At 68.0% G+C, this 23,966-nt stretch carries 21 protein-coding genes and 1 tRNA gene; 19 read left to right on the top strand and 3 right to left on the bottom strand.

What is annotated here, in order from left to right; genetic code table 11:
- Positions 1-23 precede the first annotated feature (23 nt).
- The 3 genes from ASG37_RS05670 to recJ form a co-directional block, all read right to left on the bottom strand.
- Entirely contained in the window at positions 24-3,044 is a 3,021-nt protein-coding gene (locus ASG37_RS05670) for a TonB-dependent receptor domain-containing protein (protein ID WP_082448388.1), read from the bottom strand.
- Between the two features lie 713 nt (positions 3,045-3,757).
- Positions 3,758-3,832: transfer RNA gene (locus ASG37_RS05665), tRNA-Glu, on the bottom strand.
- A 77-nt stretch (positions 3,833-3,909) separates the two neighbouring features.
- Entirely contained in the window at positions 3,910-5,673 is a 1,764-nt protein-coding gene (recJ, locus tag ASG37_RS05660; protein WP_055756838.1) for a single-stranded-DNA-specific exonuclease RecJ, read from the bottom strand.
- 79 nt (positions 5,674-5,752) lie between these two features.
- On the opposite strand from recJ, the gene ASG37_RS05655 reads away from it, so the two are divergent.
- The 19 genes from ASG37_RS05655 (at position 5,753) to murB (ending at position 23,934) form a co-directional block, all read left to right on the top strand.
- Positions 5,753-6,961, top strand: coding sequence for a trans-sulfuration enzyme family protein (locus ASG37_RS05655; protein WP_055756836.1), 1,209 nt, complete (start codon positions 5,753-5,755; stop codon positions 6,959-6,961).
- Entirely contained in the window at positions 6,961-7,359 is a 399-nt protein-coding gene (gene apaG / locus ASG37_RS05650) for a Co2+/Mg2+ efflux protein ApaG (protein WP_055756834.1), read from the top strand. Before ASG37_RS05655 ends, apaG begins: the two co-directional genes overlap by 1 nt.
- Positions 7,356-8,147, top strand: a complete 792-nt coding sequence (locus ASG37_RS05645; RefSeq protein ID WP_055756831.1) for a LysR family transcriptional regulator — start codon at positions 7,356-7,358, stop codon at positions 8,145-8,147. Before apaG ends, ASG37_RS05645 begins: the two co-directional genes overlap by 4 nt.
- The gene (locus ASG37_RS05640) at positions 8,144-8,437 is read left to right on the top strand and encodes a hypothetical protein (RefSeq protein ID WP_055756829.1); all 294 of its coding nucleotides are present in this window, start codon (positions 8,144-8,146) and stop codon (positions 8,435-8,437) included. Before ASG37_RS05645 ends, ASG37_RS05640 begins: the two co-directional genes overlap by 4 nt.
- Before the next feature lie 91 nt (positions 8,438-8,528).
- Positions 8,529-9,521 carry a cysteine synthase A gene (locus ASG37_RS05635; RefSeq protein WP_055756827.1) on the top strand — a complete coding sequence of 331 codons (993 nt, stop codon included), beginning with the start codon at positions 8,529-8,531 and terminating at the stop codon, positions 9,519-9,521.
- Positions 9,522-9,533: 12 nt separating this feature from the next.
- A complete protein-coding gene (locus tag ASG37_RS05630; RefSeq protein ID WP_235525225.1) occupies positions 9,534-9,815 on the top strand; it encodes a hypothetical protein in 282 nt (93 codons plus the stop codon).
- Between the two features lie 355 nt (positions 9,816-10,170).
- The gene (locus tag ASG37_RS05625; protein WP_055756824.1) at positions 10,171-10,641 is read left to right on the top strand and encodes a division/cell wall cluster transcriptional repressor MraZ; all 471 of its coding nucleotides are present in this window, start codon (positions 10,171-10,173) and stop codon (positions 10,639-10,641) included.
- A complete protein-coding gene (gene rsmH, locus ASG37_RS05620) occupies positions 10,638-11,582 on the top strand; it encodes a 16S rRNA (cytosine(1402)-N(4))-methyltransferase RsmH (protein ID WP_055756821.1) in 945 nt (314 codons plus the stop codon). Before ASG37_RS05625 ends, rsmH begins: the two co-directional genes overlap by 4 nt.
- A gap of 6 nt (positions 11,583-11,588) precedes the next feature.
- Positions 11,589-12,203, top strand: coding sequence for a hypothetical protein (locus tag ASG37_RS17605; RefSeq protein ID WP_055756819.1), 615 nt, complete (start codon positions 11,589-11,591; stop codon positions 12,201-12,203).
- A complete protein-coding gene (locus ASG37_RS05610; protein WP_055756817.1) occupies positions 12,200-13,915 on the top strand; it encodes a peptidoglycan D,D-transpeptidase FtsI family protein in 1,716 nt (571 codons plus the stop codon). The genes ASG37_RS17605 and ASG37_RS05610 overlap by 4 nt, the downstream gene beginning before the upstream one ends.
- The gene (locus ASG37_RS05605) at positions 13,912-15,327 is read left to right on the top strand and encodes a UDP-N-acetylmuramoyl-L-alanyl-D-glutamate--2,6-diaminopimelate ligase (RefSeq protein ID WP_055756815.1); all 1,416 of its coding nucleotides are present in this window, start codon (positions 13,912-13,914) and stop codon (positions 15,325-15,327) included. Before ASG37_RS05610 ends, ASG37_RS05605 begins: the two co-directional genes overlap by 4 nt.
- Complete coding sequence (locus ASG37_RS05600) at positions 15,317-16,708, top strand: UDP-N-acetylmuramoyl-tripeptide--D-alanyl-D-alanine ligase (protein WP_055756812.1); 1,392 nt, start codon at positions 15,317-15,319, stop codon at positions 16,706-16,708. Before ASG37_RS05605 ends, ASG37_RS05600 begins: the two co-directional genes overlap by 11 nt.
- Positions 16,708-17,778, top strand: coding sequence for a phospho-N-acetylmuramoyl-pentapeptide-transferase (mraY, locus tag ASG37_RS05595; protein WP_055756809.1), 1,071 nt, complete (start codon positions 16,708-16,710; stop codon positions 17,776-17,778). Before ASG37_RS05600 ends, mraY begins: the two co-directional genes overlap by 1 nt.
- Positions 17,775-19,109, top strand: a complete 1,335-nt coding sequence (gene murD, locus ASG37_RS05590; protein WP_055756808.1) for a UDP-N-acetylmuramoyl-L-alanine--D-glutamate ligase — start codon at positions 17,775-17,777, stop codon at positions 19,107-19,109. Before mraY ends, murD begins: the two co-directional genes overlap by 4 nt.
- On the top strand, positions 19,106-20,317 hold the full coding sequence (locus ASG37_RS05585) for an FtsW/RodA/SpoVE family cell cycle protein (RefSeq protein ID WP_055756806.1): 1,212 nt from the start codon (positions 19,106-19,108) through the stop codon (positions 20,315-20,317). The genes murD and ASG37_RS05585 overlap by 4 nt, the downstream gene beginning before the upstream one ends.
- The gene (murG, locus tag ASG37_RS05580; RefSeq protein ID WP_055756804.1) at positions 20,314-21,459 is read left to right on the top strand and encodes an undecaprenyldiphospho-muramoylpentapeptide beta-N-acetylglucosaminyltransferase; all 1,146 of its coding nucleotides are present in this window, start codon (positions 20,314-20,316) and stop codon (positions 21,457-21,459) included. The genes ASG37_RS05585 and murG overlap by 4 nt, the downstream gene beginning before the upstream one ends.
- Positions 21,456-22,862: a UDP-N-acetylmuramate--L-alanine ligase gene (gene murC, locus ASG37_RS05575; protein ID WP_055756802.1), complete on the top strand. Its 1,407-nt coding sequence runs from the start codon at positions 21,456-21,458 to the stop codon at positions 22,860-22,862. The genes murG and murC overlap by 4 nt, the downstream gene beginning before the upstream one ends.
- Positions 22,859-23,053 carry a hypothetical protein gene (locus ASG37_RS05570; protein WP_055756799.1) on the top strand — a complete coding sequence of 65 codons (195 nt, stop codon included), beginning with the start codon at positions 22,859-22,861 and terminating at the stop codon, positions 23,051-23,053. The genes murC and ASG37_RS05570 overlap by 4 nt, the downstream gene beginning before the upstream one ends.
- The gene (gene murB / locus ASG37_RS05565; protein ID WP_200909793.1) at positions 23,050-23,934 is read left to right on the top strand and encodes a UDP-N-acetylmuramate dehydrogenase; all 885 of its coding nucleotides are present in this window, start codon (positions 23,050-23,052) and stop codon (positions 23,932-23,934) included. Before ASG37_RS05570 ends, murB begins: the two co-directional genes overlap by 4 nt.
- Positions 23,935-23,966 lie beyond the last annotated feature (32 nt).

Below are 23,966 nucleotides of genomic sequence, written 5' to 3'. Positions count from 1 at the left end.
TTCGTTCGTCGTTGACGGCGGCGTCAGAACTGAAGCCGCGCACCCACGAAGAAGTCGCGACCCAGCACGTCATAGGTGCCGGGGAAGGTGTTCGCCTGTTCCTGAAGCGATCCGAGCACTTCGGGCTTCTGGTTGGTCAGGTTGTTGACGCCGATCGTGATCTGCAACCGGTCGGTCGCCTTGAACGCGGTCGACAGGTCGAAATAGTTCACCGCGCCGATCCGGGCGTTGGGGAACAATGCCGGGTCCTGCGGCGTGCGCACCAGTCCGACGAAGGTGTTGTCGAGGCGACGGTCCTTGACCGAACCCCGGTAGCGCCAGCGCAACGACAACACCATCGGCCCGTCCGAGACGCTCAGGCGGGCGGTATGAACCCACTTCGGCATCGGGTTGAGCGTCGGTACGTTCGGCACCGATCCTTCGCCGATCGTCTCGCGCTCCGGAATCGCCGCCACCGACGTGCTGCGGAACTTGTCGAGATAGGTGCCGAGGAACGAGACGCTGACGTTCGAGCGATCCCCGCCGGTGATCGAGAAATCGACCGGCAGCGAATAATCGGCGGCAACGTCGATGCCCGAGGTCTTGAGCGTCGCGATATTGGCCGACAGCACGTTCGGGTTACGCCCGCCCGACGTTTCGCCGATCGCCCCGGTCGTGGTGTTGCGCACGCCCTGGAAGATCGAACAGATCGGGTTGGTCAGGTTCTGCGCGACGGTGAAGCAGAGCGACAGCGCGTCGTTCAGGCCACCGCCGAAGGTCGCGATCGTATCCTCGACCTTGATGTTGAAATAATCGACCGTCACGTTCAGCCGCGGGATGAAGCTCGGACGGAACACGACACCGGCGGTGTAGGTGTCCGACGTTTCTTCCGACAGGTTGGGATCGCCGCCGAAATTGGCCTGGATCTGCGCGTTCGGCTGTACCGCGCGGGTAAAGACGTTGGCCGCCGGCACGCCGTTGGCGATGCAGAGCTGGCGGACCGCTTCGGTCCGGTTGCCGGCCGCGCCACGATCCGAACAGGGGTCCTGCGCGGCGGGGAAGCCGGTCGAGTTGCCACCGAACAGGTCCTGCACGTTCGGCGCACGCACCGCACGGGCATATTGACCGCGCAGCGTGATGTCGCGGATCGGCGAAAGCTGCGCACCGCCGGCGTAGGTCCACACGCCACCGACAGCGTCGAGCGAATAGTCCGAATAGCGCGCGTTGCCGGTCAGTTCGAGCTTGTGGATGAAGCCTTCGCTCACCAGCGGCACGCGCAGTTCGCCGAACACTTCGCGCACGTCATATTCGCCGCTGGTCGGCTGACCCGCGTTGAAGCCCGCGACATCGCCCGACGACAGGAAAGTGTCGGGACGATAGCTCGCCGACATGCCGCGATATTCGACACCGGCGGCAAAGGCGACCGGATCGACGCTGTTGCCGACTGTGAAGAGGTCGCCGTTCACCGACGCGACGAAGTTGCGGATGTCCGAACGTTCGAGGTTGGTCGAATTGACCGTGACGTAGCGGATCGCCGCCGGATCGGCGAGGCCGAGCCCGAAGACGTTGAGCGGAACGCAGCCAGCGGTCCGCGCTGCGGCGGCACGGCAGCGCAGGGTGCCGTTGACGATTTCCGTCTCGGTCGCCGCCGCGAAGCGGCTGCGCGAGATATTGCCCTGCTGATACTGCTGATTCTCGGTCCGGGCGTACATATAGTATACGTCGAAGCGCAGATTGTCGGTGATGTTGCCACGCAGGCCGCCGAGCAGGCGGAACGCGGTGCGGCTGGCATCGACGTTGCGCGGGCCGGACTGGTTGAAGCGGAAGTTGACGTTGGTGGTGACATACCCGTCGTTGTCGGTGTCGAGCGGACGCAGCAGGCCGCGCGTCTGTTCGTTGAACCACGGGCTGGCGATCTGCAGGTTCAGCGCCTGGCCGATCGGGGTCGGCGCCAGTTCCTGCGGCACCGAATTCTTGACGAAACCGACTTCGGTATAGCCGGTGATGTTGTCGGCCAGTTCATAGCTGCCATAGCCGCCGAGCAGATAGCGCTCCTGCGGCAGCATCAGATAGTTGTCGGGCGCGAAATTGTAGAGATCGGCCGGATCGTTGAACGCGCGCGTGCCGCCGCCGGTCGGATTGAACACATAGCCGAGCGACGCGCCGCCGGTGGTGATGCCGGGCAGGGTGGCAAGCGGGGTCGACGCCGAACCCTGCGGGATCAGGCCGACTTCGCCGCCGCGCGATGCGCAGGTCGCGAGCACCCCACCGAAATTGGTGCCGATGCCGGTGGTCGAATTGGTCGATCCGGGAACGATGCAGCCATCGCCCGCCGCGTTGCGCGAGAAGCCGCGCGCGTCCTGGAAAATCGGTTCGCGGCGGGTGTAGTTGGCATAGACCGTCACCGATCCCCGGCCGTCGGCGAACTTCGATCCGACCGCGAAATTGACGTCATAGCGCGCGCCGTCGCCCTGTTCGGTCAGCGCATATTGCCCGCCGATGATCGCGCCGTTCAGGTCCTGGCGAAGATTGAAGTTGACCACGCCGGCGATCGCGTCCGACCCGTAGGTCGCCGACTGGCCGCCGGTCAGCACCTCGACGTTCTGGAGCATGAACTGGGGAATGGTGTTCAGATCGACGATCTGGTTGGTGTCGTACGACATCCAGCGGCGACCGTTGACCAGCACCAGCGTGCGCGTGGCCCCCAGGTTGCGCAGGTTGAGCGTCGCTGCGCCGCTGCCGGGATTGTTCGAAAAGCCGGTGGTGCCGGGCACCGCCTGCGGCAGCGTGTTGATGACCTGTTCGACGTTGATCGCGCCGGTCAACTGGAACTCTTCGGCCGACACGACCGCGATCGGGCTGGGCGAGGTCAGGTCACGCCGCTGGATGCGCGATCCGGTGACGACGATCGTCTCGTCGCCCGATCCGTCGCCGGTGCCGGCTTCCTGTTGCAGCCCGGTGCCGACCGTCGGTTCGGCGACCTGCGCCTGTGCCGGCGACGTCAGCGCGATCGCCGCGCCGGCGAATACGGTGGTCGTCAGCAATCGCGAGCGAAATGCTACCATGTAGGATGTTCCCCTGTTGTTTTTCCGATGCGCAGCGTCTGCGCATCAAAGGGCCTGCGTGGCATTGTGCGGTCTGCCGGCCCCTGGTCGTCACTAGATCAACTACCCTGACCAATCGCAACCGGCGGAAGGGGAACAAGATGTATTCGTCACGGATTGTGTCTTTATAGTTACACAGCTAATCAAGATACAGGTTTCAGAAACATTCTGTAACAATATAAAAGTATTTATTACTGGATAAGTAAGAATAGCGGTCGGCCCTCTCGACTGCGAAGAAGACGCACTCGATAGAATTTGATCCATGAATGTCGGGTCTTTGATCCTGGCAGTTGCTGGTACAGCATCGGCGCAAGCACCAAGAATACATGATGGGACAGGTTCTACACGCGAGGACCCGGTCGACATCGGCGATCCCCGACCTTCGCCGGGCGGGCGATACGGCATAGCATCGTCAGGAGAGACCGAAGGTGCTGGTGAAGCGGCGCGGTATCAACCGGAAGGCCGTCGCCAAGGGAACTAAGCGAACGGTGGTCGAGGGATATGCCGGCCGGTCCGAAGGCCTCGCATCCGACGGTGTCGACCATTGTGGACGCGGTGGTTGCTGTCCTTCGACGGCATCGGCCGTTTGCGGACAAAGCGACCGATAACAGGGTCGCGTCAACTGATGAGAGAAAACCTCGTCACCGGCAGGCATATATGGCTGATGCTTGCGCTGGTGACCCCTACGGGAATCGAACCCGTGCTTCAGCCGTGAAAGGGCCGCGTCCTAACCGCTAGACGAAGGGGCCTTGAAGGCGTGGAGGGCCGGTTAGGGGAGGCCCGCCGATCGGTCAACCGAAAAATTGCGACTATCGCATCAATCGCATCAATCGGCCCAGGCGAGGTCGTCGATATGCAGTTCCGCCGCCGGGCGGCTGCCCCAGTCGTCGAGCTTCGCACGACCGGCGAGCCACAGGCGGCGGTGCTTGGGTGCGCCCAGCAGCGCGCGGCCGAGGTCGGTGTCGGCGGCGCGGAAGGCGACACCCTTGAACCCGCGCCCGTCGTCGCCGCTCACGATCGCGCGGACATGGCCGTTGCCGACGATGTCCGCCTTGACGATTCGCACCGGCCCCGCCGCGACGCGCGGCTGCGGCCAGCCCACGCCGTACGGCCCGCCGACCGCCAGCGCGTCGATCAGCAGCGGGTTGAGCCCGCCGGGGGCCAGCACCGCGTCGACCAGCAATGCCCGGTCCTCGCGCGCACGCTCCACCCCCGCGTGCAACCGGTCGTGCAGGAAATCGCCGAGCGCGGCGATCCCGTCCTCGGCGACGGTGACTCCGCCCGCCGCCGCATGGCCGCCGCCCGCGACGATCAGGCCGATCTCCTTGGCGGCAAGGATCGCTGCGCCGATGTCGACGCCGGGGATCGAGCGTGCCGATCCCTTGGCCACGCCGTGTTCGTCGATCGCCAGCACCAGCACCGGCCGGCCGAGCCGTTCCTTCAACCGTCCGGCGACGATGCCGATAACACCCGGATGCCAGCCCCGGCTGGCGACGACCACGCAGCCGCGCCTCTCCTGTCCGGCGGCCAGCAGGTCGGCGGTGGACTGGACGTCGCCTTCGATCAGGCGGCGCTCGTCGTTCAGCCGGTCGAGCTCGATCGCCAGCGTCCGGGCTTCGTCAGGGTCCCGCGTCGTCAGCAGCCGGACGCCCAGATCGGACTTGCCAACGCGCCCTCCTGCGTTGATCCGTGGCCCCAGCGCAAAGCCCAGATCGGTCGCGGTCGGCGCGCGGGTCAGGCGCGACGCCTCGATCAGCGCGGCGATGCCGATATTCTGCCGCCGCGCCATCACCTTCAACCCCTGCGCAACGAACGCCCGGTTCAGCCCGCGCAACTGCGCGACATCGGCGACGGTGCCGAGCGCGACGAGATCGAGCAGGTCGAGCAGTTTCGGCTCCGCTCGGTCCGCGAAATACCCCCGCGCCCGCAGCGTCCTGAGCAGCGCCGCGCCGAGCAGGAACGCCACGCCCACCGCTGCCAGATGGCCGTGTGCCGCGCCCTCGCCCTCGTCGAGCCGGTTGGGGTTCACCACCGCCAGCGCCGGGGGCAGGGCGGTGGTGCATTGGTGATGATCGACCACCAGCACCTCGACGCCTGCATCGCGCGCGGCTTCGAGCGCCTCGAACGCCTGCGCGCCGCAATCGACGGTGACGATCAGCGTCGCCCCCTCCGCCTGCAACCGCAGCATCGCGCCGGCGGTCGGGCCATAGCCTTCCAGTTGCCGGTCGGGGATATAGGCGCGGGGTGCCAGCCCCATGTCGCGCAGCAACCGCAACAGCAATGCCGCCGACGTCGCGCCGTCAACGTCATAATCGCCGAAGATCGCGACCTGTTCGCCCGAAACGACCGCCTGCGCCAGCCGGTCGGCGGCGCGGTCCATGTCGCGGAAGATCGACGGATCGGGCATGAAGCCGCGGATACTGGGGGCTTTGTGCGCCTCCAGCGCGTCGCGCGGACAGCCGCGCGCCAGCAGGATACGGGTGACGAGGTCGTCGGCGACGAACCCGTCGTCGCACACATCGCCTTCAAGGCCGCGCCAGCGCCACGGCTGGCCAAGGATCGAGCGATGCACATCGAGGACGGGACGCATCGCCCTCACCTAGGCGCACGCGGCCCCGCTGTCATCTCCCTCTGGAAATCCGGGGGCGAAGGGCGCAAAGGCGTTTCCCATGAAGCGCAAGACCGGACAAGACCGCAGCATCACCGCCCACTGGCGTCCCGCAACGCAGGCCGTGCGCGGCGGCACCGCGCGCAGCGAATATGGCGAGACGTCGGAAGCGCTGTTCCTGACCTCGGGCTATGCCTATGACTGCGCGGGCGATGCCGCCGCGCGCTTCGCCGGCGAACAGGCGGGCATGACCTATTCGCGGCTCCAGAACCCGACCGTCGAGATGCTCGAAGAGCGCATCGCGCTCCTCGAAGGAGCCGAGGCGTGCCGGACGATGGCCAGCGGCATGGCGGCGATGACCGCGTCGCTGCTGTGCCAGTTGTCGGCAGGCGATCACCTCGTCGGCGGCCGCGCCGCCTTCGGGTCGTGCCGCTGGCTGACCGACACGCTGCTCCCGAAGTTCGGGATCGAGACGACCGTCGTCGATGCGCGCGACACGCAGGCGTTCATCGACGCCAGCCGGCCCAACACGAAAGTCTGGTTCTTCGAGACGCCGGCCAATCCGACGATGGACGTGGCCGATCTGACCGCGATCTGCGCGGCGGCACGCGAACGCGGGATCACGACCGTGGTCGACAACGCCTTCGCCAGCCCCGCGCTGCAACGGCCGATGGATTTCGGTGCCGACGTGGTCGCCTATAGCGCGACCAAGCTGATGGAAGGGCAGGGCCGCGTCCTCGCCGGGGCGGTCTGCGGGACGAGCGCCTTCATCAACGATGTGCTGCTGCCGTTTACCCGCAACACCGGCCCGACGCTCAGCGCGTTCAATGCGTGGGTCGTGCTGAAGGGCTTGGAGACGCTCGACCTGCGCGTGATGCGCCAGTCGGACAATGCGCTGGAGGTCGGCCGCTTCCTCGAAGGCCGCGTGCCGAAGATCAACTTCCCCGGCCTGCCGAGCCATCCACAGCACGACCTCGCGATGCGGCAGATGAAGAAGGCCGGGCCGATCTTCTCGTTCGAGCTGGATGGCGGGCGTACCCAGACGCACGGGCTGCTCGACGCGCTGCAACTGATCGACATCTCGAACAACATCGGCGATTCGCGCTCGTTGATGACCCACCCCGCCTCGACCACCCATTCGGGGCTGGCCGAGGACAAACGGTTGGAGATGGGCATTGGCGAGGGGATGATCCGCATCAACGTCGGGCTGGAAGACCCGGCCGACCTGATCGCCGATCTCGATCAGGCGCTCCGCGCGGTGTCGCTATGATGAAGGCGCTGTTCCCGCACGAGGCGACGACGGCGGGAATCGCCGTGCGGGTATCGGCGACCTATCTGCCCGAACAGTCGCAGCCGCAATCCGGGCGCTGGTTCTGGGCGTATCACATCCGTATCGAGAACGGCTCCGACCGCACGGTGCAGTTGCTCACCCGCCACTGGATCATCACCGACGGTCGCGGCGAGCGCCACAGCGTCGAGGGCGAAGGGGTGATCGGCGAACAGCCGGTGATCGAGCCGGGCGGGAGCTTTAATTATGTATCGGGCTGTCCGCTGACGACGCCGACCGGCGCGATGCAGGGGAGCTATCATATGCTGGCGGACGACGGCACGACCTTCGACGTGGCGATCCCGCGCTTCAACCTGCTGGCCCCGGCGGTCGGCGCATGAAGCGCACGCACCTGCCGCTGAATGGCCTGCGCGTGCTCGACGCCGCCGCGCGCCACCTGTCGTTCACCCGCGCCGCCGACGAACTGGCGGTGACGCCCGCCGCCGTCGGGCAGCAGGTCCGTGCGCTCGAGGATACGCTGGGCGTCGTCCTGTTCCGCCGCACCACGCGCGGGCTGGAACTGACGCCCGAGGGCGAGGCGGGACTGGCGGCGCTGCGCGGCGGGTTCCTGCAATTCGAGGAAGCGGTCCGCGCGATGCAGGCGGGCCAGTCGTCCAAGTCGCTGACCATCGCCGCGCCGCGCGACGTGACCCAGAAGTGGCTGCTGCCGCGCCTGTCGCGCATCGCCGCTGCGGACGGCGAACTCCGCTTCGCGCTGGTCGCCGCCGACGACGCGGTCGACTTCACCGAAGCCAACCTCGACCTCGCCGTGCGTTGGGGCGAGGGGCCGGGCGCGCAGGAAGGCGAGGCGCTCGAATCGGACGGCATGGTGACGGTCGAGCGTGCCGGTGGCGGTGCGGACACCCGCATCGGCTGGCCCGGCTGCTCGCCCGAGGACGCGACGGCGCTGGTCCGCGTCGCTGATGCCGGCCTCGCGATCGACGCGGCGGCGGCGGGGCTGGGCCGCGCGACCGTCCCCGAACTCCTCGCCCGCGACGACATCGCCGCCGGCCGGCTGGTCGTGGTCGGCGAACCGAAGGCCGGGCGGCTCGGCTACTGGCTGGTCGCACCGCTGCCGCAATGGCGGCAGGCGAAGGTCAAGGCGCTGGTGGATGCGTTGGTGGGGTGATCGCCATGTGGTGGACCGGACTGGCGCTGCTGCTTGTCGCCGCCATCATCGGCATCGCCCGCTTTGGCCTTTTTGGTGCAGTTTCGACGTGGTTCGGTCTTGTACTGTTCTTTCAATACAGCTCTGCTCGCTACGCCATGCCGACGGCCTATTATAAGGACGGCGGGAACGGCGAGATCGGGCCGGATGTCGTAACATGGATGATCCACGCGGCGACATGGACACTGGCAACCGTCGCCGCCGCCTGGCCGTACCGGCGGGCGAATGCGCTGCGTCGACGCCGGGTGTGACGTACCAGCCAAAGCCCCCGTTGCACCCCGCCAACCCATTCTACCCCACGCCCGCCTTGCCGAGACGCGCCGGCTACGCCATCTGACCTTCATGCACACTGCCACCGACACGCTCGCCCTCATCGGCAATACCCCGCTCGTCCGCCTCAAGGGGCCGAGCGAGGCGGCGGGGGCGGAAATCTTCGCCAAGTGCGAATTCGCCAATCCCGGCGCCAGCGTGAAGGATCGCGCGGCGTTGTTCATCGTCGAGGATGCCGAGGCGCGCGGGGCCATCCAGCCCGGCGGCACGATCGTCGAGGGGACCGCCGGCAACACCGGTATCGGCCTGGCGCTCGTCGCCAATGCCAAGGGCTACAGGACGATCATCGTCATGCCCGAGACGCAGAGCCGCGAGAAGATGGACACGCTGCGCGCGCTGGGCGCCGAGCTGGTACTGGTGCCCGCCGCGCCCTATTCGAACCCCGGTCATTTCGTCCACACTAGCAGGCGGATCGCCGAGGAGACGCCCAACGCGATCTGGGCGAACCAGTTCGACAATATCGCCAACCGCCGCGCGCACATCGTCGGCACCGCGCCCGAAATCTGGGAACAGATGGACGGACGGATCGACGGCTTCACCTGCGCCGCCGGGACCGGGGGGACGATCGCCGGCGTCGGCCTCGGCCTCAAGGAGAAGGACGAGCGCGTCCGTATCGCGCTCACCGATCCGCATGGCGCGGCACTGTACGACTATTATGCTCATGGCGAGCTGCGCTCCGAAGGATCGTCGGTCGCGGAAGGGATCGGGCAGGGGCGGATCACCGCCAACCTCGAAGGCGCGCCGATCGATACCCAGTTCCGCGTATCGGACGCGGAAGGCATGGAATGGGTCCGCCGCCTGCTCGCCGAGGAGGGGTTGTGTCTTGGCCTGTCGTCGGGGATCAACGTCGCCGGCGCGGTGCGGCTGGCGCGGCAACTGGGGCCGGGCAGCCGGGTCGTGACGATCCTGTGCGATACCGGCTTTCGCTACCTCTCGACGCTGTACAACCCCGAATGGCTGGCGGCCAAGGGGTTGGCGGTCGACAGCGCGGCCGCTTCGGCGTAACCGTTGCGCGCGATGGTGCCGCGAACCGACCAGTCCCAGATATTGCAGCGACTGCGCGTCGGCGCGACCGGGCTCGTGCTCGTCGTGCTGCTGATCGTGCTGGCGAGCGCGCTGTTCCGCTCGGCGATCGACGAAGCCCCGATCGGCGACGACGCCGCGCTGCTCAACGAAGCCGCGAACGCGGCGGTCGTCGATGCCGCCCCGTCGGCCAACCCGGATGAGCCGCTGGCCGAACTCGGCGTGTCGCCGGGTGTCGCGCCGGGCAATGCAGCGGCACCCGCGCCCGCGCGATAACGCCGTCCCGGTCGGCCCGCCGCCCATGGGCGTTTACTGATCCAGATTATCCGCAGTTTTCCGCCAATCACGTCGTGCGTTCGGGCGGCGGTAATCGGCGGGTGGGGGCTCCTCCCATAAATACCCCCGGCAAATGATGCGACTTGCCATAGAACAAACCAAGTACATCCCATTTGTTTTCATCCTTTTGGCGCTTTCTCCCATTTCTGCCCAATTTTGCCCATTGTTGCCCAATCATGTTTTTGATACGTCCGTATGCGTCACAGGGGGCAGGTCCTGCGATCGTCATTTTCAATCGTGCGGCGTGTATTTGGTCGGACGAGACGGGTGTCCTGCGTAACCGAACAGGGGCTACGTGTCGGACAGGGAACTCTACCTGAGCTATGGGCTTCAGGCGGTCGACGCGAAGGGTCGCGTCGCGGTTCCTGCCAAGCTGCGCTCGGTGCTGGAGAAGAACGCCGACTCCCGCGAACTGCTCATCAAACGCCACGCCAAACATGCCTGCCTCAGCGCGTTCGACGCCGCCTGGCCCAAGATCCTGTATTCGCGCGCGCCGCAGGGCAGCGACGAGGACGTCGACACCGACTATAACGTCGCCGGCAAGGCGTTCGGCAATCTCGAAACCGCGCCGTTCGACAGCGCCGGGCGGTTCGTCCTGCCGACCTTCTATCGTCGCCGTTCCAACATCGACAAATGGGCGTTCTTCCACGGGCGCGGCGATACCTTCAACATCTGGGACCCGTTCACGCTGATCGCCGACGAGGGCATCGACGGCGACACGCGCGAGCTGTGCGAATTCCTGATGGAAGAAAAGGGGCTGCAATGACCGCCGCTCCGCATATCCCGGTCCTGCTGGCCGAAGCGGTCGCCGCGCTGGCGATCCAGCCGGGCGAGGTCCATGTGGACGCCACCTTCGGCGCGGGCGGCTATACCCGCACGATGCTGGCCGCCGGCGCAAACGTGATCGCGTTCGATCGCGATCCGACCGCCCATGCCGCCGCCGCGCCGCTGCTGGCGGAGGCCGGCGATCGGCTGACGCTGATCGAGGCGCCGTTCTCGGCGATGGCGGGCGAGCTGGCGGCGCGCGGGATCGACCAGGTCGACGGCGTGGTGATGGACATCGGCGTATCGTCGATGCAGCTCGACCAAGCCGATCGCGGCTTCTCGTTCCAGTATGACGGGCCGCTCGACATGCGGATGAGCCGCGAGGGGCAGACCGCCGCCGAATGGCTCAACGAGGCCGCCGAGGCCGAGATTTCCGACGTGCTCGACCGCTATGGCGAGGAACCGCGCCACCGCCGCGTCGCCAGCTTCATCGTCGGCGCGCGCCCGTTCGCGCGGACCGGCGAACTTGCCGCCGTCGTCCGCCGCGCGCTCGGCCACCGTCCGCACGAGAAGAAGGACCCGGCGACCCGCGCGTTCCAGGCGATCCGCATCCATCTGAACGACGAGCTGGGCGAACTGACCGCCGGGCTGGGCGCGGCGGAGCGGGTGTTGCGGACCGGCGGGCGGCTGTCGGTGGTCAGCTTCCACAGTCTGGAGGACCGGATCGTCAAGCGCTTCCTGCGGGAACGCGGTGGGGCGATGCCGGCCGGATCGCGCCACCGCCCGCTGGTGGTGCAGGGGCCGGATGCGACCTTCGGCCACATCGCCAAGGCGGTGCGGCCAAGCGACGAAGAAACGAGTATCAATCCGCGCGCGCGTTCAGCGACCTTGCGCGCGGCCATTCGCACGGCGGCGGCGCCGTGGAGTTCGAACGGGAGTTAGGGTGCGATGGGGACGTTCGGGTTCGGAACGCTCGGGAAACTGGTGATGGTCGGGATCATGGCCCCGGCCTTCTATCTGGTGATTTCGCAAGGGGCGGCGGAGCGCGCGCGCGTCGAGGCGGTCGAGCGATCGATCGTGCAGGCGCGCAAGGAGATTCGCGACCTAGAAACCGAGTTCGATACCCGCGCCAACCTGGCGCAGCTCGAACGCTGGAACGGCGACGTGCTGGCGCTCGCCTCGCCGCGCGCCGAACAATATGTCGGCGGCGAACATCAACTGGCGTCGCTGCCCGGCCGGACCGAAGGCGGCAATGTCGCGCTCGCCTATGTCGTGCCCGCCGCACCGATGGAATATATCCCTGCTCCGACCGAACCGGCCGCCGCCCCGGTGACGACGCCTGCCGTTGCCACGTCGGTCGCCGCTACCCCGGCCGTCAGCCCCAGGGCCACCACCCCCGCGCCCGCCGCCAGGGCCGCGCCGCGCCCGACCGGACCGGTCCAGACCGCCGCCGTCGCCCATGCCAAGGCGCGCGCGGTGGCGATGCTCGACCGCACGCTGCTGAGCGACTCCACGCTCGGCGACCTGTCCCGTTCCGCCCGCAGGGAAGCGACGCTCCGGTGATCGTTGTCGTGGCCCCGCCGCTGCACCAGCAACGTTCCGACGGCACGCGCCAGTCGCTGGTGGGCATTGCCCATTACCGGCTCATGGTGCTCATGCTGCTGTTCGCCGCCGGCGTCGCGGTGGTGCTCGGGCGTCTCGCGATGCTCGGAATCGCCGCCGAACCGCATTCGGCGATCGCCGCCGAAGCGGCGCTGGTGCCGTTGCGTGGCGATCTAGTCGATCGCAACGGCGCGCCGCTCGCCCGCACCATCGATGCGTGGTCGATCGCGGTCCGCCCCGACAAGGTGATCGGCGACAAGCGCGAGCTGGCCAATCGTCTCGCCGAACTGATGCCCGAACAGAATGCCGCCTATTATTATGCGCAGCTCATGGCGGATCGCGGCTTCGTCTATCTGAAACGCCGCGCGCTGCCGCAACTGGTGCAGGCGGTCAATGCGCTCGGCGAACCGGGCATCGCGCTCGGCCGCGAGCCCGAACGGCTCTACCCGCAAAGCGCGATGGCGGCGCATGCGCTGGGCTATCTCGACATGGATGGTCGCGGCGTGCGCGGCATGGAGAAATTCCTCAACGCCCGGTTGATGAATCCGGGCGAGCGCGGCCATGCGGTGGCGCTCAGCCTCGACCTGCGCGTGCAGGCCGCGCTGGAGAGCGAACTCGCCAATGCGATGGCGGTGTTCCAGGCGCGCGGGGCCGGCGGCGTAGTGCTCGACAGCGATACCGGCGAGGTCATCGCCATGACCTCGCTGCCGACGTTCAATCCGAACGCCGTCACCGCCAACACCGGGCAGATGAACACGGTGACGCAGGGGGTGTACGAACTCGGATCGGCGTTCAAGCCGCTGACGATGGCCGCAGCACTCGATACCGGCGTCGCCCCGTCGCTCGCCAAACGCTATGACGCGACCCAGCCCTTGTTCATCGGGGGTTTTCGCATCCGCGACGACCATGCGCAGAAGCGCTGGCTGAACATCCCCGAGACGCTGGTCCATTCGTCGAACATCGCCACCGCGCGCATCGCCGACGAAATGGGGCCGGAGCGGATGGCGAAGCTGTTCCGCTCGCTCCATTTCGATACCGCGCCCGACATCGAACTGGAAAAGGCCCGGCCGATCTGGCCGCATTTCTGGGCGCGAACCACGACGATGACGACCGCCTATGGCCATGGCATTGCCGTCACCCCGCTGCACCTCGCCAGCGCCTATGCCGCGCTGGTCAACGGCGGCATCTGGCGGCCCGCGACGATGCTGAAACTGCGGCCCGGGCAGGCGCCGGCCGGCCGCCGCGTGTTTTCGGAGGATACCAGCGCCAAGATGCGCGGGCTGCTCAGGCTGATCGTCACCGACGGCACCGGCCGCAAGGCCGAAGCGCCGGGCTTCCGCGTCGGCGGCAAGACCGGCACCGCCGAAACGGTGGGCGCGGGCGGCGGCTATTCGAAGAAGGTCAACGTCTCGACCTTCGCCGCCGTGTTCCCGATGGACCGGCCGCGCTATGTCGTGATCGCGATGCTCGACAGTCCGAAGGGCACCAAGGAAACCTTCGGCTTCACCACCGCCGCATGGACCGCCGCCCCGGTCGTCAGCCGGGTGATTTCGCGCACCGGCCCGCTGCTGGGCGTGATTCCCGATGCGAATGCCGATATCGACATGACGCCACTCCGCAGCCTGCTATGGCATGCGCCGGGTAGCAAGAAAGTGGCGGCGAACGCGGAATGAGACTGGGACAGATCACGGGTGGCGACGAAGCGGCGGTGGTGACGGGCTTTGCGATCGATCATCGCAAGGTCGCCCCCGGCACCATCTTCGGCGCGTTCGAAGGGGCGCGCGTGAACGGTGAGGACTATATCCCCGCCGCCATCGCCAGCGGCGCGATCGCGGTCGTCGCCCGGCCGGGCGCGCTGGTCGAGGGCGCGCTGCACATCGCCGCCGACGATCCGCGCGAGGCATTCGCCCGCGCCGCCGCCACCTTCTTCGCGCCGTTCCCGCCGACCTGCGTCGCCGTCACCGGCACCAACGGCAAGACCAGCACGGTCGAGATGGTCCGCCAGCTCTGGCGGATGCAGGGCCACCACGCCGCCTCGATCGGGACGCTGGGTGTCACCACCGCCGACGAGCGGGTGACGACCGGGCTGACCACGCCCGACGTCGTCACCTTCCTGTCGAACGTCGCCGGCTTGGCGCGCGAAGGCGTCAGCCATCTGGCGTTCGAGGCGTCGAGCCACGGCCTGTCGCAGTACCGCACCGAAGGGCTGCCGGTCCGCGCCGCCGCCTTCACCAACCTCAGCCGCGACCACCTCGACTATCACGGCGACATGGCGCGCTATCTGACCGCCAAGCTGCGTCTGTTCGCCGAAGTGCTGGCCGACGACGGGGTGGCGGTGGTGTGGGTCGACGATCCGCATGCCGACCGGGTGATCGATCTGGCACGGGTACGCGGCAACGCGCTCATCACCGTCGGCGAACATGGCGAGACGCTGAAACTGGTCGGCCGCGATCCCAGCCTGCTGGGCCAGACGCTGACGATCGAGGCGGAGGGCAGGGCGCACACCGTCAAGCTGCCGCTGATCGGCGCGTATCAGGCGGCGAACGCGCTCACCGCCGCCGGGCTGGTGCTCGCCACCGGCGGCGATCTTGCGGCGACGCTCGCCGGGCTCGCCCGGTTGCAACCGGTGCGCGGCCGGCTGGAACGCGCGGTGATCCTCGAAAACGGCGCGCCGGTCTATGTCGACTATGCCCATACCCCAGACGCGCTCGAAGCGGCGATCGCGGCGCTGCGGCCGCATGCCGACAACCGCCTGATCGTTGTGTTCGGCGCGGGCGGCGACCGTGACACCGGCAAGCGCGCGCCGATGGGCGAGGTAGCCGTCACCCGCGCCGACGTGGCGATCGTCACCGACGACAATCCCCGCACCGAAGACGCCGCCGCGATCCGCGCGCAGGTATTGGAAGGCGCGATCGGCGCGACCGAGATCGGCGACCGGCGCGAGGCGATCCGCGCCGCCTGCGCGATGGCACAGGCCGGCGACATCGTGCTGATCGCCGGCAAGGGGCATGAACAGGGGCAGATCGTCGGTGACATGGTCCTGCCATTCGACGACGTACAGGTGGCACGTGACTGTGCCCGCTGATCTCTGGACCGCCGCCGCCATCGCTGCGGCGACGGGCGGCACCGCCTCCGCAGACTTCGCGGTCGGCGGCGTCGCCTTCGACAGCCGCGAGGTCGGCCCCGGCGACCTGTTCGTTGCCTTGTCGGGCGAGGCGACCGACGGCCACCGTTTCGTCGAACAGGCCTATGCGCAGGGTGCCGCCGGCGCGCTGGTATCGCGCGCCGTCGACGGGCCGCACGTGCTGGTCGCCGACACCACCGTCGCGCTCGATTTGCTGGCCAAGGCGTCGCGCGCGCGCAGCCAGGCGAAGGTGATTGGCGTTACCGGATCGGTCGGCAAGACCGGGACCAAGGAAGCGCTGTTCGCCGCGCTCGACCGCGTCACTCACGGGCACGCGCACCGCTCGGTCAAGAGCTACAACAACCATACCGGCGTGCCCTTGAGCCTCGCCCGGATGCCCGCACGGGCGCAGGCGGCGGTGTTCGAAATGGGCATGAACCATGCCGGCGAACTGGCGCAACTGACCCGGCTGGTCCGCCCCGACGTCGCGATCGTCACCACCATCGCGCCGGCGCACACCGAATTCTTCACCGGCGAGGATGCCATCGCCCGCGCCAAGGGCGAGATTTTCGAGGGGCTGACCCCCGGCGGCACCGCGATCGTACCGTTCGACAGCCCGCATCTCGGCACCTTGCAGCAGGCGGCGACCGGCCATGCCGGACGGATCGTCACCTTCGGCCTGCGCGACGGCGCCGATGTGCAGGCGATCGAACATGCCCGCCTGCCCGGCGGCGGCAGCTTCGTCACCGCGCGCATCGGCACGCGCGAGATCAGTTATACGCTTGGCCCGCCGGGCGACCATTGGGTGGCCAATTCGCTCGCCGTCCTCGCGGCGGTCGATGCGATTGGCGGCGATCTTGGCGTCGCCGGCCTCGCGCTCGCCGATCTGGAGGGCCTCGCCGGACGCGGTGCCCGCACCACCATCGCGGTCACGGGCGGCGACGCGCTGCTGATCGACGAGAGCTACAATGCCAACCCCGCCTCGATGCGCGCGACGCTCAAGGTCCTCGCCGCCGAACGCGCCGATCGCCGCGTCGCCGTGCTGGGCGAAATGCGCGAGCTGGGCGAGGCGTCCGACGCCTATCATGCCGCGCTGGCGGTGCCGATCGACGAAGCGGGCGTTTCGCGCGCCGTGCTGGTGGGGCAGGGGATGCTCCCGCTCGCGAGAGCGCTTGAGGGGCGGATCGAAACCGTCCATGTGCCCGATGCCGCCGCCGCCGCCTGGGTCCTCGCCGACCTGCTGGCGCCCGGTGACGCGGTACTCGTGAAGGGATCGAACGGGGTGGGGCTGGCGCGTGTCGTCGCCTCCCTGATCGCGCAAAAGGCGCCGGGGCAGGGCTGATGTTGTACGAACTCGCGGAATATCTGGGCTTTCCGGGTGTCCTCAATCTCTTTCGCTATCTGTCGTTCCGCACAGGTGCGGCGACGGCGACCGCCTTGTTCATCGGCCTCATCATCGGGCCGAAGTTCATCGGCTGGCTGCGCGTGCGGCAGGGCAAGGGCCAGCCGATCCGCTTGGACGGTCCGCAGACCCACCTCGCCAAGCGCGGCACGCCGACGATGGGCGGGCTGATGATCCTCACCGCGCTGGCCTCGGCGGTGCTGCTGTGGATGGATCTGTCGAATCCGTTCGTCTGGGCATGCCTGTTCGTGACCTTGGGGTTCGCGGCGATCGGTTTCCTCGACGACTATGACAAGGTGCGCAAGGCCAGCACGGCGGGCGTCTCGGGCCGCACCCGGCTGCTGCTCGAATTCCTGATCGCGGGCATCGCGAGCTGGATCATCATCCGCCAGACGGGGACGATGCTCTACGTGCCGTTCTTCTCGGGCGTCGCGATCGATCTGGGGCCAGTCTATATCCTGTTCGCCGCCTTCACGATCGTGTCGTTCGGCAATGCGGTGAACCTGACCGACGGTCTGGACGGCCTCGCGACGATGCCGGTCATCATCGCCTCGGTCGCGTTCATGCTGATCGTCTATATGGTCGGCAACGCGAAGTTCGCCGCCTATCTCGGCATCCCACATGTGCCCGGTGCTGGCGACCTCGCGTTGTTCTGCGGCGCGATCGTCGGGGCGGGGCTGGCGTTCCTGTGGTACAATGCGCCGCCGGCGGCGGTGTTCATGGGCGATACCGGCAGCCTTGCCTTGGGCGGCGCGCTGGGCACGATCGCGGTGTCGTCGCATCACGAGATCGTGCTCGGCATCATCGGCGGGCTGTTCGTTGTCGAGGCGCTGAGCGTCATCATCCAGGTGTTCTGGTTCAAGCGCACCGGTCGCCGCATCTTCCGCATGGCGCCGATCCACCATCATTTCGAACAGCTCGGCTGGGCGGAGGCGACCGTCGTCATCCGTTTCTGGATCGTGGCGTTCGTACTGGCGCTGGCCGGCCTGTCGACGTTGAAGCTGCGGTGATGATGGCCACCGCCTGGGCGGGGAAGCGCTATGCAGTGCTGGGCCTCGCCCGCTCCGGCGCGGCGACGGTGCGTGCGCTGCTGGCGAGCGGCGCGGAAGTAACCGCATGGGACAACGACGAAGCCAAACGCTCTCCCTCTCTCCGCTTGCGGGGAGAGGGTCGGGGAGAGGGGCCTTCTTCTACGGCAGCGCCCGCGACTTCCCCTCTCCCAACGCTAGTTTTCGCCGATCCGTTGGCGATCGACCTCGCCGGGTTCGACGGCGTCGTCGTGTCGCCCGGTGTCCCGCTCAACCGCCACCCGATCGTCGCCCACGCCGGCAGCGTGCCGATCCTCGGCGACATCGAACTCTTCGCACAGGCCCGCGCCGATCTCCCGCCGCACAAGGTCGTCGGCATCACCGGCACCAACGGCAAGTCGACCACCACTGCGCTGATCCATCATATCCTGTGCGCCGCCGGTATTCCCGCACGGATGGGCGGCAACATCGGCCTGCCGATTCTCGAACAGGACCCGCTGCCGGCCGGCGGCGTCTACGTCCTCGAACTGTCGAGCTACCAGATCGACCTGACCTACCGCCTCGACTGCGACGTCGCGGTGCTGCTCAACATCACGCCGGACCATCTCGACCGCTATGCCGGGTTCGATGCCTATGCCGCATCGAAGGCCCGGCTGTTCGCGATGCAGTCGGCCACCCACACCGCGATCATCGGCACCGGCGACGCGCCCTCCCGCGCCATCGCCGAAACCCTCGGCAACCGCGCGATCCGCATCGCCGTGCCCGATGACCTGCCGGCGTTCGGCCCTGCACTCGCCGGCCCGCATAACGCCCAGAACGCGCTGACCGCCATCGCCACCTGCGAGGCACTTGGGCTGGACCGCGCGACCATCGACGCCGCCCTTCGGACCTATCGCGCGCTCCCGCACCGGATGGCGCATGTCGCCGACGTCGCGGGCGTGGCGTATGTCGACGACAGCAAGGCGACCAACCCCGAATCCACCGCGCCCGCGCTGAATGCCTTTGCGCGCATCCACTGGATCGTCGGCGGTCTGGCCAAGGGCGACGACCTCGACGCCTGCCGCCCCGGCTTCGGCAACGTCGTGCGCGCCTATACGATCGGCGATGCTGCCGATCGTTTCGCCGAACTGCTCGGCCCCGACATGGCGGTCGAGAACGCCGGCACGCTGGACGCGGCGGTACGATCGGCCGCGACACAGGCGCGCGCCGGCGACACCGTACTGCTGTCGCCGGCCTGCGCCTCGTTCGACCAGTTCAGCGATTACGAAGCGCGCGGCCGCGCCTTCGCCGTCGCCGTGGAGTCCTTGCGATGAGTGCACCCAGCGTCCGCCAGCGGGTCGATACGTTGCAGGGCCGCACCACCCGCTCGCCGATCGGCGCGTGGTTCCGCGAGGTCGACCGCGTGCTGCTGCTGATCGCGATGACGCTGATCGCGATCGGGCTGGTCGCGGTCGCCGCCGCCTCGCCGGCTTCGGCGGTGCGCTATTCGGGCGGCGACGTGACGGTGCCGCCGATGATGTATTTCTGGCGGCAGGCGGGATGGATCGGCCTTGCCTTTCCGGTGATGATCGTCGTGTCGATGCTGCCGGTCACGCTCGCCCGTCGCCTGTGTCTCGTCGGCTCCGCGCTGCTGATTGTCGCGCTCGCCGCGACGCCGTTCGTGGGCGTGGAGGCGAATGGCGCGCGGCGTTGGGTCAATCTCGGCGTCGGCCAGTTCCAGCCGTCCGAATTCCTGAAACCCATGTTCATCGTCACGACCGCGTGGCTGCTGTCGCTGCGCGCGAAGGACCCGCAATTGCCGATGCTGTGGGTGACGGGCGCGCTCACCGCGCTGATTGCCGCATGCCTGATGCTCCAGCCCGATTTCGGGCAGACGGTAATCTTTTGCAGCGTGTGGGCGGCCTTGCTCGTCATCTCGGGCATTCCGATCCGGGTGATGGCGCTGCTCGCTGCCGCAGGGGTCGGACTGCTCGCCGCCGCCTATACCTTTTACGGCACCGCGCGCGTGCGGATCGACGGCTTCCTGTTTCCCGATCCCGAAAAATCGGCGACCGACAGCTATCAGGTCGACATGGCGCATGCCGTGCTGACCGCTGGTGGCGTCACCGGGACGGGGCCGGGCGGCGGGCGGATCAAGTTCAAGCTGCCCGAGGCACATACCGACTATATCTTCGCCGTCGTCGGTGAGGAATTCGGCCTGATCGCCTGCGCTATCATCGCGCTCATCTTCCTCGCCATCGTCGTGCGCGTGTTCGTGCGTCTGCTGGACGAGGAGGATGCGTTCAAGCTGCTCGCCGCCGCCGGCTTGGCCGTGCAGTTCGGCGCGCAGGCGCTCATCAACATGGCGGTCAACGTCGGCATCGCGCCGTCGAAGGGGATGACGCTGCCGTTCATCTCCTATGGCGGGTCGTCGATGATCGCGCTGTCGATCGGCATGGGCCTTCTGCTCGCTTTCACCCGCCGGAACCCGTATCTGACCCGCTCTCCCTATGGACCGCAGCGCTGGAGCGGAGCGAAATGAGCAAGCATTATGTCCTGGCAGCAGGGGGTACCGGCGGCCACATGGTCCCCGCCGCCGCGCTGGCGACCGAACTCATGCGGCGCGGCCACCGCGTCGCGCTGGTCAGCGACGAACGCGGCGTGCGCTTCCCCGACCTGTTCGACGGGGTGCAGACGCACGTCCTCCCCGCCGGGCGGCTGAGCGGGGGGCCGATCGGCTGGGTGAAGGCGGCACGGCAGATGCTGGCGGGTCGTGCGATGGCGATCGAACTCTACAAGACGTTCCGACCCGCCGCCGTCATCGGCTTTGGCGGCTATCCGGCGCTCCCGGCGCTGCTCGGTGCGTTCGCGCAGAAGGTGCCGACGATCATCCACGAACAGAATGCCGTGCTCGGCCGGGTCAACCGGCTGGTCGCGGGCAGCGTCGCCGGCATCGCCACCAGCTATGAACGGGTCGAGCGGCTGAAGGACAAATACGTCCCCAGAACCCATCTGGTCGGCAATCCGGTGCGCGAGAGCGTCCTCGCCCTGCGCGACCGGCCCTATCCGGCGGCGGACGAGGATGGCATCTTCCGCGTCCTCGTCACCGGCGGCAGCCAGGGGGCGAGCATCCTGAGCCAGGTCGTTCCCGACGGCCTCGCGCTCCTGCCGCTCGCATTCCGCCGGCGGATGCAGGTGACGCATCAGGCGCGGATCGAGGACATCGATTCGGTGCGCGCCAAATATGCCGAACACGCGATTCCCGCCGAGATCGCGACCTATCTGCCCGATCTGCCCGACCGGCTGGCATGGGCGCATGTCGTGATCGCCCGCGCCGGCGCCTCGACCATCGCCGAGCTGACCGCCGCCGGCCGTCCGGCGATCCTCGTGCCGCTGCCGTCGGCGACCGACGATCACCAGACCGCGAACTGCCGCGAGATCGTGAATGCCGGCGGTGGCCGCTCGATCCCGCAAAGCGCGTTCACCGCCGCCGAACTCGCCAAGCAAATTCAGAAACTGGGGCTCGATCCGGCGGCGCTGACCAATGCGGCGGCCCGCGCGCGAAGCTGCGGCCGCCCGTTCGCGGTGCGCGACTTGGCCGATCTGGTCGAGAGCATCGACGCACCCAAGGCCAAAGTGGGCAAGACCACCCCTACTAACCGAACTCAGGAGGCTTTCGCGTGAAGGGCGTTGCGACCGACATCGGCACGATCCATTTCGTCGGCATCGGCGGCATCGGCATGTCGGGCATCGCCGAGGTGATGCACAACCTCGGCTACAAGGTGCAGGGGTCGGACGTGGCCGAGGGCTATGTCATCGACGGACTGCGCGCACGCGGCATCGACGTGCAGATCGGCCACCGCGCCGAGAATGTCGAGGGCGTGGCGGTGGTCGTCACCTCCACCGCGATCCGCCCGGGCAATCCCGAACGCGACCATGCGCTGGCCAAACGCATTCCGGTGGTGCGCCGCGCGGAAATGCTGGCCGAGCTGATGCGCCTCAAATCCACCGTCGCGGTTGCCGGCACGCATGGCAAGACCACCACGACCTCGCTGATCGCGGCGCTGCTCGATGCCGGCGGAGTCGACCCGACCGTCATCAACGGCGGCATCATCAACTCCTATGGCTCGAACGCACGATTGGGCGCGTCCGACTGGATGGTGGTCGAGGCGGATGAGAGCGACGGCAGCTTCCTGCGCCTCGACGGGACGATCGCGGTCGTCACCAATATCGATCCCGAACATCTCGACCATTATGGCAGCTTCGATCGCGCCAAGGACGCCTATGTCGAGTTCATCGAGAATGTGCCCTTCTATGGCGCGGCGGTCCTCTGCCTCGACCACCCCGAAGTGCAGGCGCTGATCCCGCGCATCCGCGACCGGCGGATCGTGACCTATGGCTTTTCCGCCCAGTCCGATATTCGCGGCGTCGACGTGGTGGCGGGGCGTGACGGCAACCGTTTCGACTGCGTGGTGCGCGACCGCGACGGCAATGCCCGCACGATCGCCGGCATCCACCTGCCGATGGCCGGACGCCACAACGTCCAGAACGCGCTGGCCGCCATCGCCGTCGCGGTCGAGCTGGGGCTGGACGATGCTACGATCGCGCAAGGGTTCGCCAAGTTCGGCGGGGTCAAGCGCCGCTTCACCAAGGTCGGCGAGGTGGCGGGCATGACCGTGATCGACGACTACGGCCACCACCCGGTCGAAATCCGCGCGGTGCTCTCCGCCGCGCGTGAGGCGACCGGCGGGCGGGTGATCGCCGTGGTCCAGCCACACCGTTTTTCACGGCTGGGCGCGCTGATGGACGAGTTCGCGCAGGCGTTCAACGATGCCGATGCGGTCCATGTCCTGCCGGTCTACGCCGCCGGTGAAACCCCGGTCGACGGCGTCAGCGCCGAGGCGCTGGTTGACGGCATCCGCCTGCGCGGCCATCGATCGGCACAGGTCGCGCCCGACAAGGAGGCGCTGGCCGCCGCGCTGGCGGCGGAGGGCCACGACGGCGACCTGATCGTCTGTCTGGGTGCGGGCGACATCACCAAGATCGCTGCCGGCCTGCCCGCCGCCATCGCGGAGCGGCTGGCATGAGCGACTGGTTCTCCACCGCCGTCGAGATGCAGCGCGAGATCCTGCGCGCGCAAAAGGCACAGATCGAAGCGGCGCAGAAGCTGCTCGACAGCGCCGAAGCGAAAGACCTGTCGGCGATCGGCAAACAGGCGGCCGACGCGCAGGCGGAAGCATGGACCGCATGGGCGCGCTTCTGGGGTGTGGGAAAATGACCGGCCTGCCGTCCGTCCGGGGTCGGCTGACCGCCAACGCGCCACTCGCGCCGCTGGTGTGGTTCAAGGCGGGCGGGGCGGCCGACTGGCTCTTCGAACCGGCCGATGTCGACGATCTGTGCGCTTTCCTGCGCGACCTCGACCCAAGCGTGCCGGTGATGGGCCTTGGCCTCGGCTCGAACCTGATCGTCCGCGATGGCGGCGTCCCCGGCGTCGTCGTCCGCCTCGGCAAGCCCTTCGCGAAGGTCGTTGCCGATGGGCTGACGCTGACCTGCGGCGGCGGGGCGAGCGGCATCCTCGTCTCCTCGACCGCGCGCGATGCCGGGGTCGCGGGCGTCGAGTTCCTGCGCTCGATCCCCGGCACGGTCGGCGGTTTCGTCCGCATGAACGGCGGCGCCTATGGCCGCGAGGTCGCCGACGTGCTGGTCACAGCGCAGGTGGTGACGCGCGACGGCACCCTCGTCACCCTGTCGAACGCCGACCTCAACTACCGCTACCGCCACAGCGACCTGCCCGACGGCGCGATCGTCGTCGCGGCGACGTTCCGTGGGCAAGCCGGCGACCCCGCCACGATCCAGACCGAAATGGACCGCATCGCTGCGGCCCGCGAAGCCTCGCAGCCCTTACGCAGCAAGACCGGCGGCTCGACCTTCAAGAACCCGGACGGCCACAAGGCATGGGCGCTGGTCGACGCGGCGGGGTGCAGAGGGTTTCGCAAGGGTGACGCGCAAGTATCAGAAAAACACTGCAACTTCCTGCTCAACACCGGTGCCGCCACCAGCGCCGAGATCGAGGCCTTGGGCGAGGAAGTCCGCACGAGGGTGCTGGCGCAATCCGGCGTGACGCTCGAATGGGAAATCCAGCGGGTGGGCCGGGCGTGAGGATTCCATGCTCCGTCGTTCCCGCGAAGGCG

The organism is Sphingomonas sp. Leaf407, from assembly GCF_001425385.1.
Lineage (GTDB): Bacteria > Pseudomonadota > Alphaproteobacteria > Sphingomonadales > Sphingomonadaceae > Sphingomonas.
This window is presented reverse-complemented; position numbering and strand designations above follow the sequence as displayed.

Coding starts and splice junctions, on each gene's coding strand:
- ASG37_RS05670 (WP_082448388.1), bottom strand. CDS start 3,044: ATGGTAGCATTTCGCTCGCGATTGCTGACGACCACCGTATTCGCCGGC.
- recJ (WP_055756838.1), bottom strand. CDS start 5,673: ATGCGTCCCGTCCTCGATGTGCATCGCTCGATCCTTGGCCAGCCGTGG.
- ASG37_RS05655 (WP_055756836.1), top strand. CDS start 5,753: ATGAAGCGCAAGACCGGACAAGACCGCAGCATCACCGCCCACTGGCGT.
- apaG (WP_055756834.1), top strand. CDS start 6,961: ATGAAGGCGCTGTTCCCGCACGAGGCGACGACGGCGGGAATCGCCGTG.
- ASG37_RS05645 (WP_055756831.1), top strand. CDS start 7,356: ATGAAGCGCACGCACCTGCCGCTGAATGGCCTGCGCGTGCTCGACGCC.
- ASG37_RS05635 (WP_055756827.1), top strand. CDS start 8,529: ATGCACACTGCCACCGACACGCTCGCCCTCATCGGCAATACCCCGCTC.
- ASG37_RS05630 (WP_235525225.1), top strand. CDS start 9,534: ATGGTGCCGCGAACCGACCAGTCCCAGATATTGCAGCGACTGCGCGTC.
- rsmH (WP_055756821.1), top strand. CDS start 10,638: ATGACCGCCGCTCCGCATATCCCGGTCCTGCTGGCCGAAGCGGTCGCC.
- ASG37_RS17605 (WP_055756819.1), top strand. CDS start 11,589: ATGGGGACGTTCGGGTTCGGAACGCTCGGGAAACTGGTGATGGTCGGG.
- ASG37_RS05605 (WP_055756815.1), top strand. CDS start 13,912: ATGAGACTGGGACAGATCACGGGTGGCGACGAAGCGGCGGTGGTGACG.
- mraY (WP_055756809.1), top strand. CDS start 16,708: ATGTTGTACGAACTCGCGGAATATCTGGGCTTTCCGGGTGTCCTCAAT.
- ASG37_RS05585 (WP_055756806.1), top strand. CDS start 19,106: ATGAGTGCACCCAGCGTCCGCCAGCGGGTCGATACGTTGCAGGGCCGC.
- murG (WP_055756804.1), top strand. CDS start 20,314: ATGAGCAAGCATTATGTCCTGGCAGCAGGGGGTACCGGCGGCCACATG.
- ASG37_RS05570 (WP_055756799.1), top strand. CDS start 22,859: ATGAGCGACTGGTTCTCCACCGCCGTCGAGATGCAGCGCGAGATCCTG.
- murB (WP_200909793.1), top strand. CDS start 23,050: ATGACCGGCCTGCCGTCCGTCCGGGGTCGGCTGACCGCCAACGCGCCA.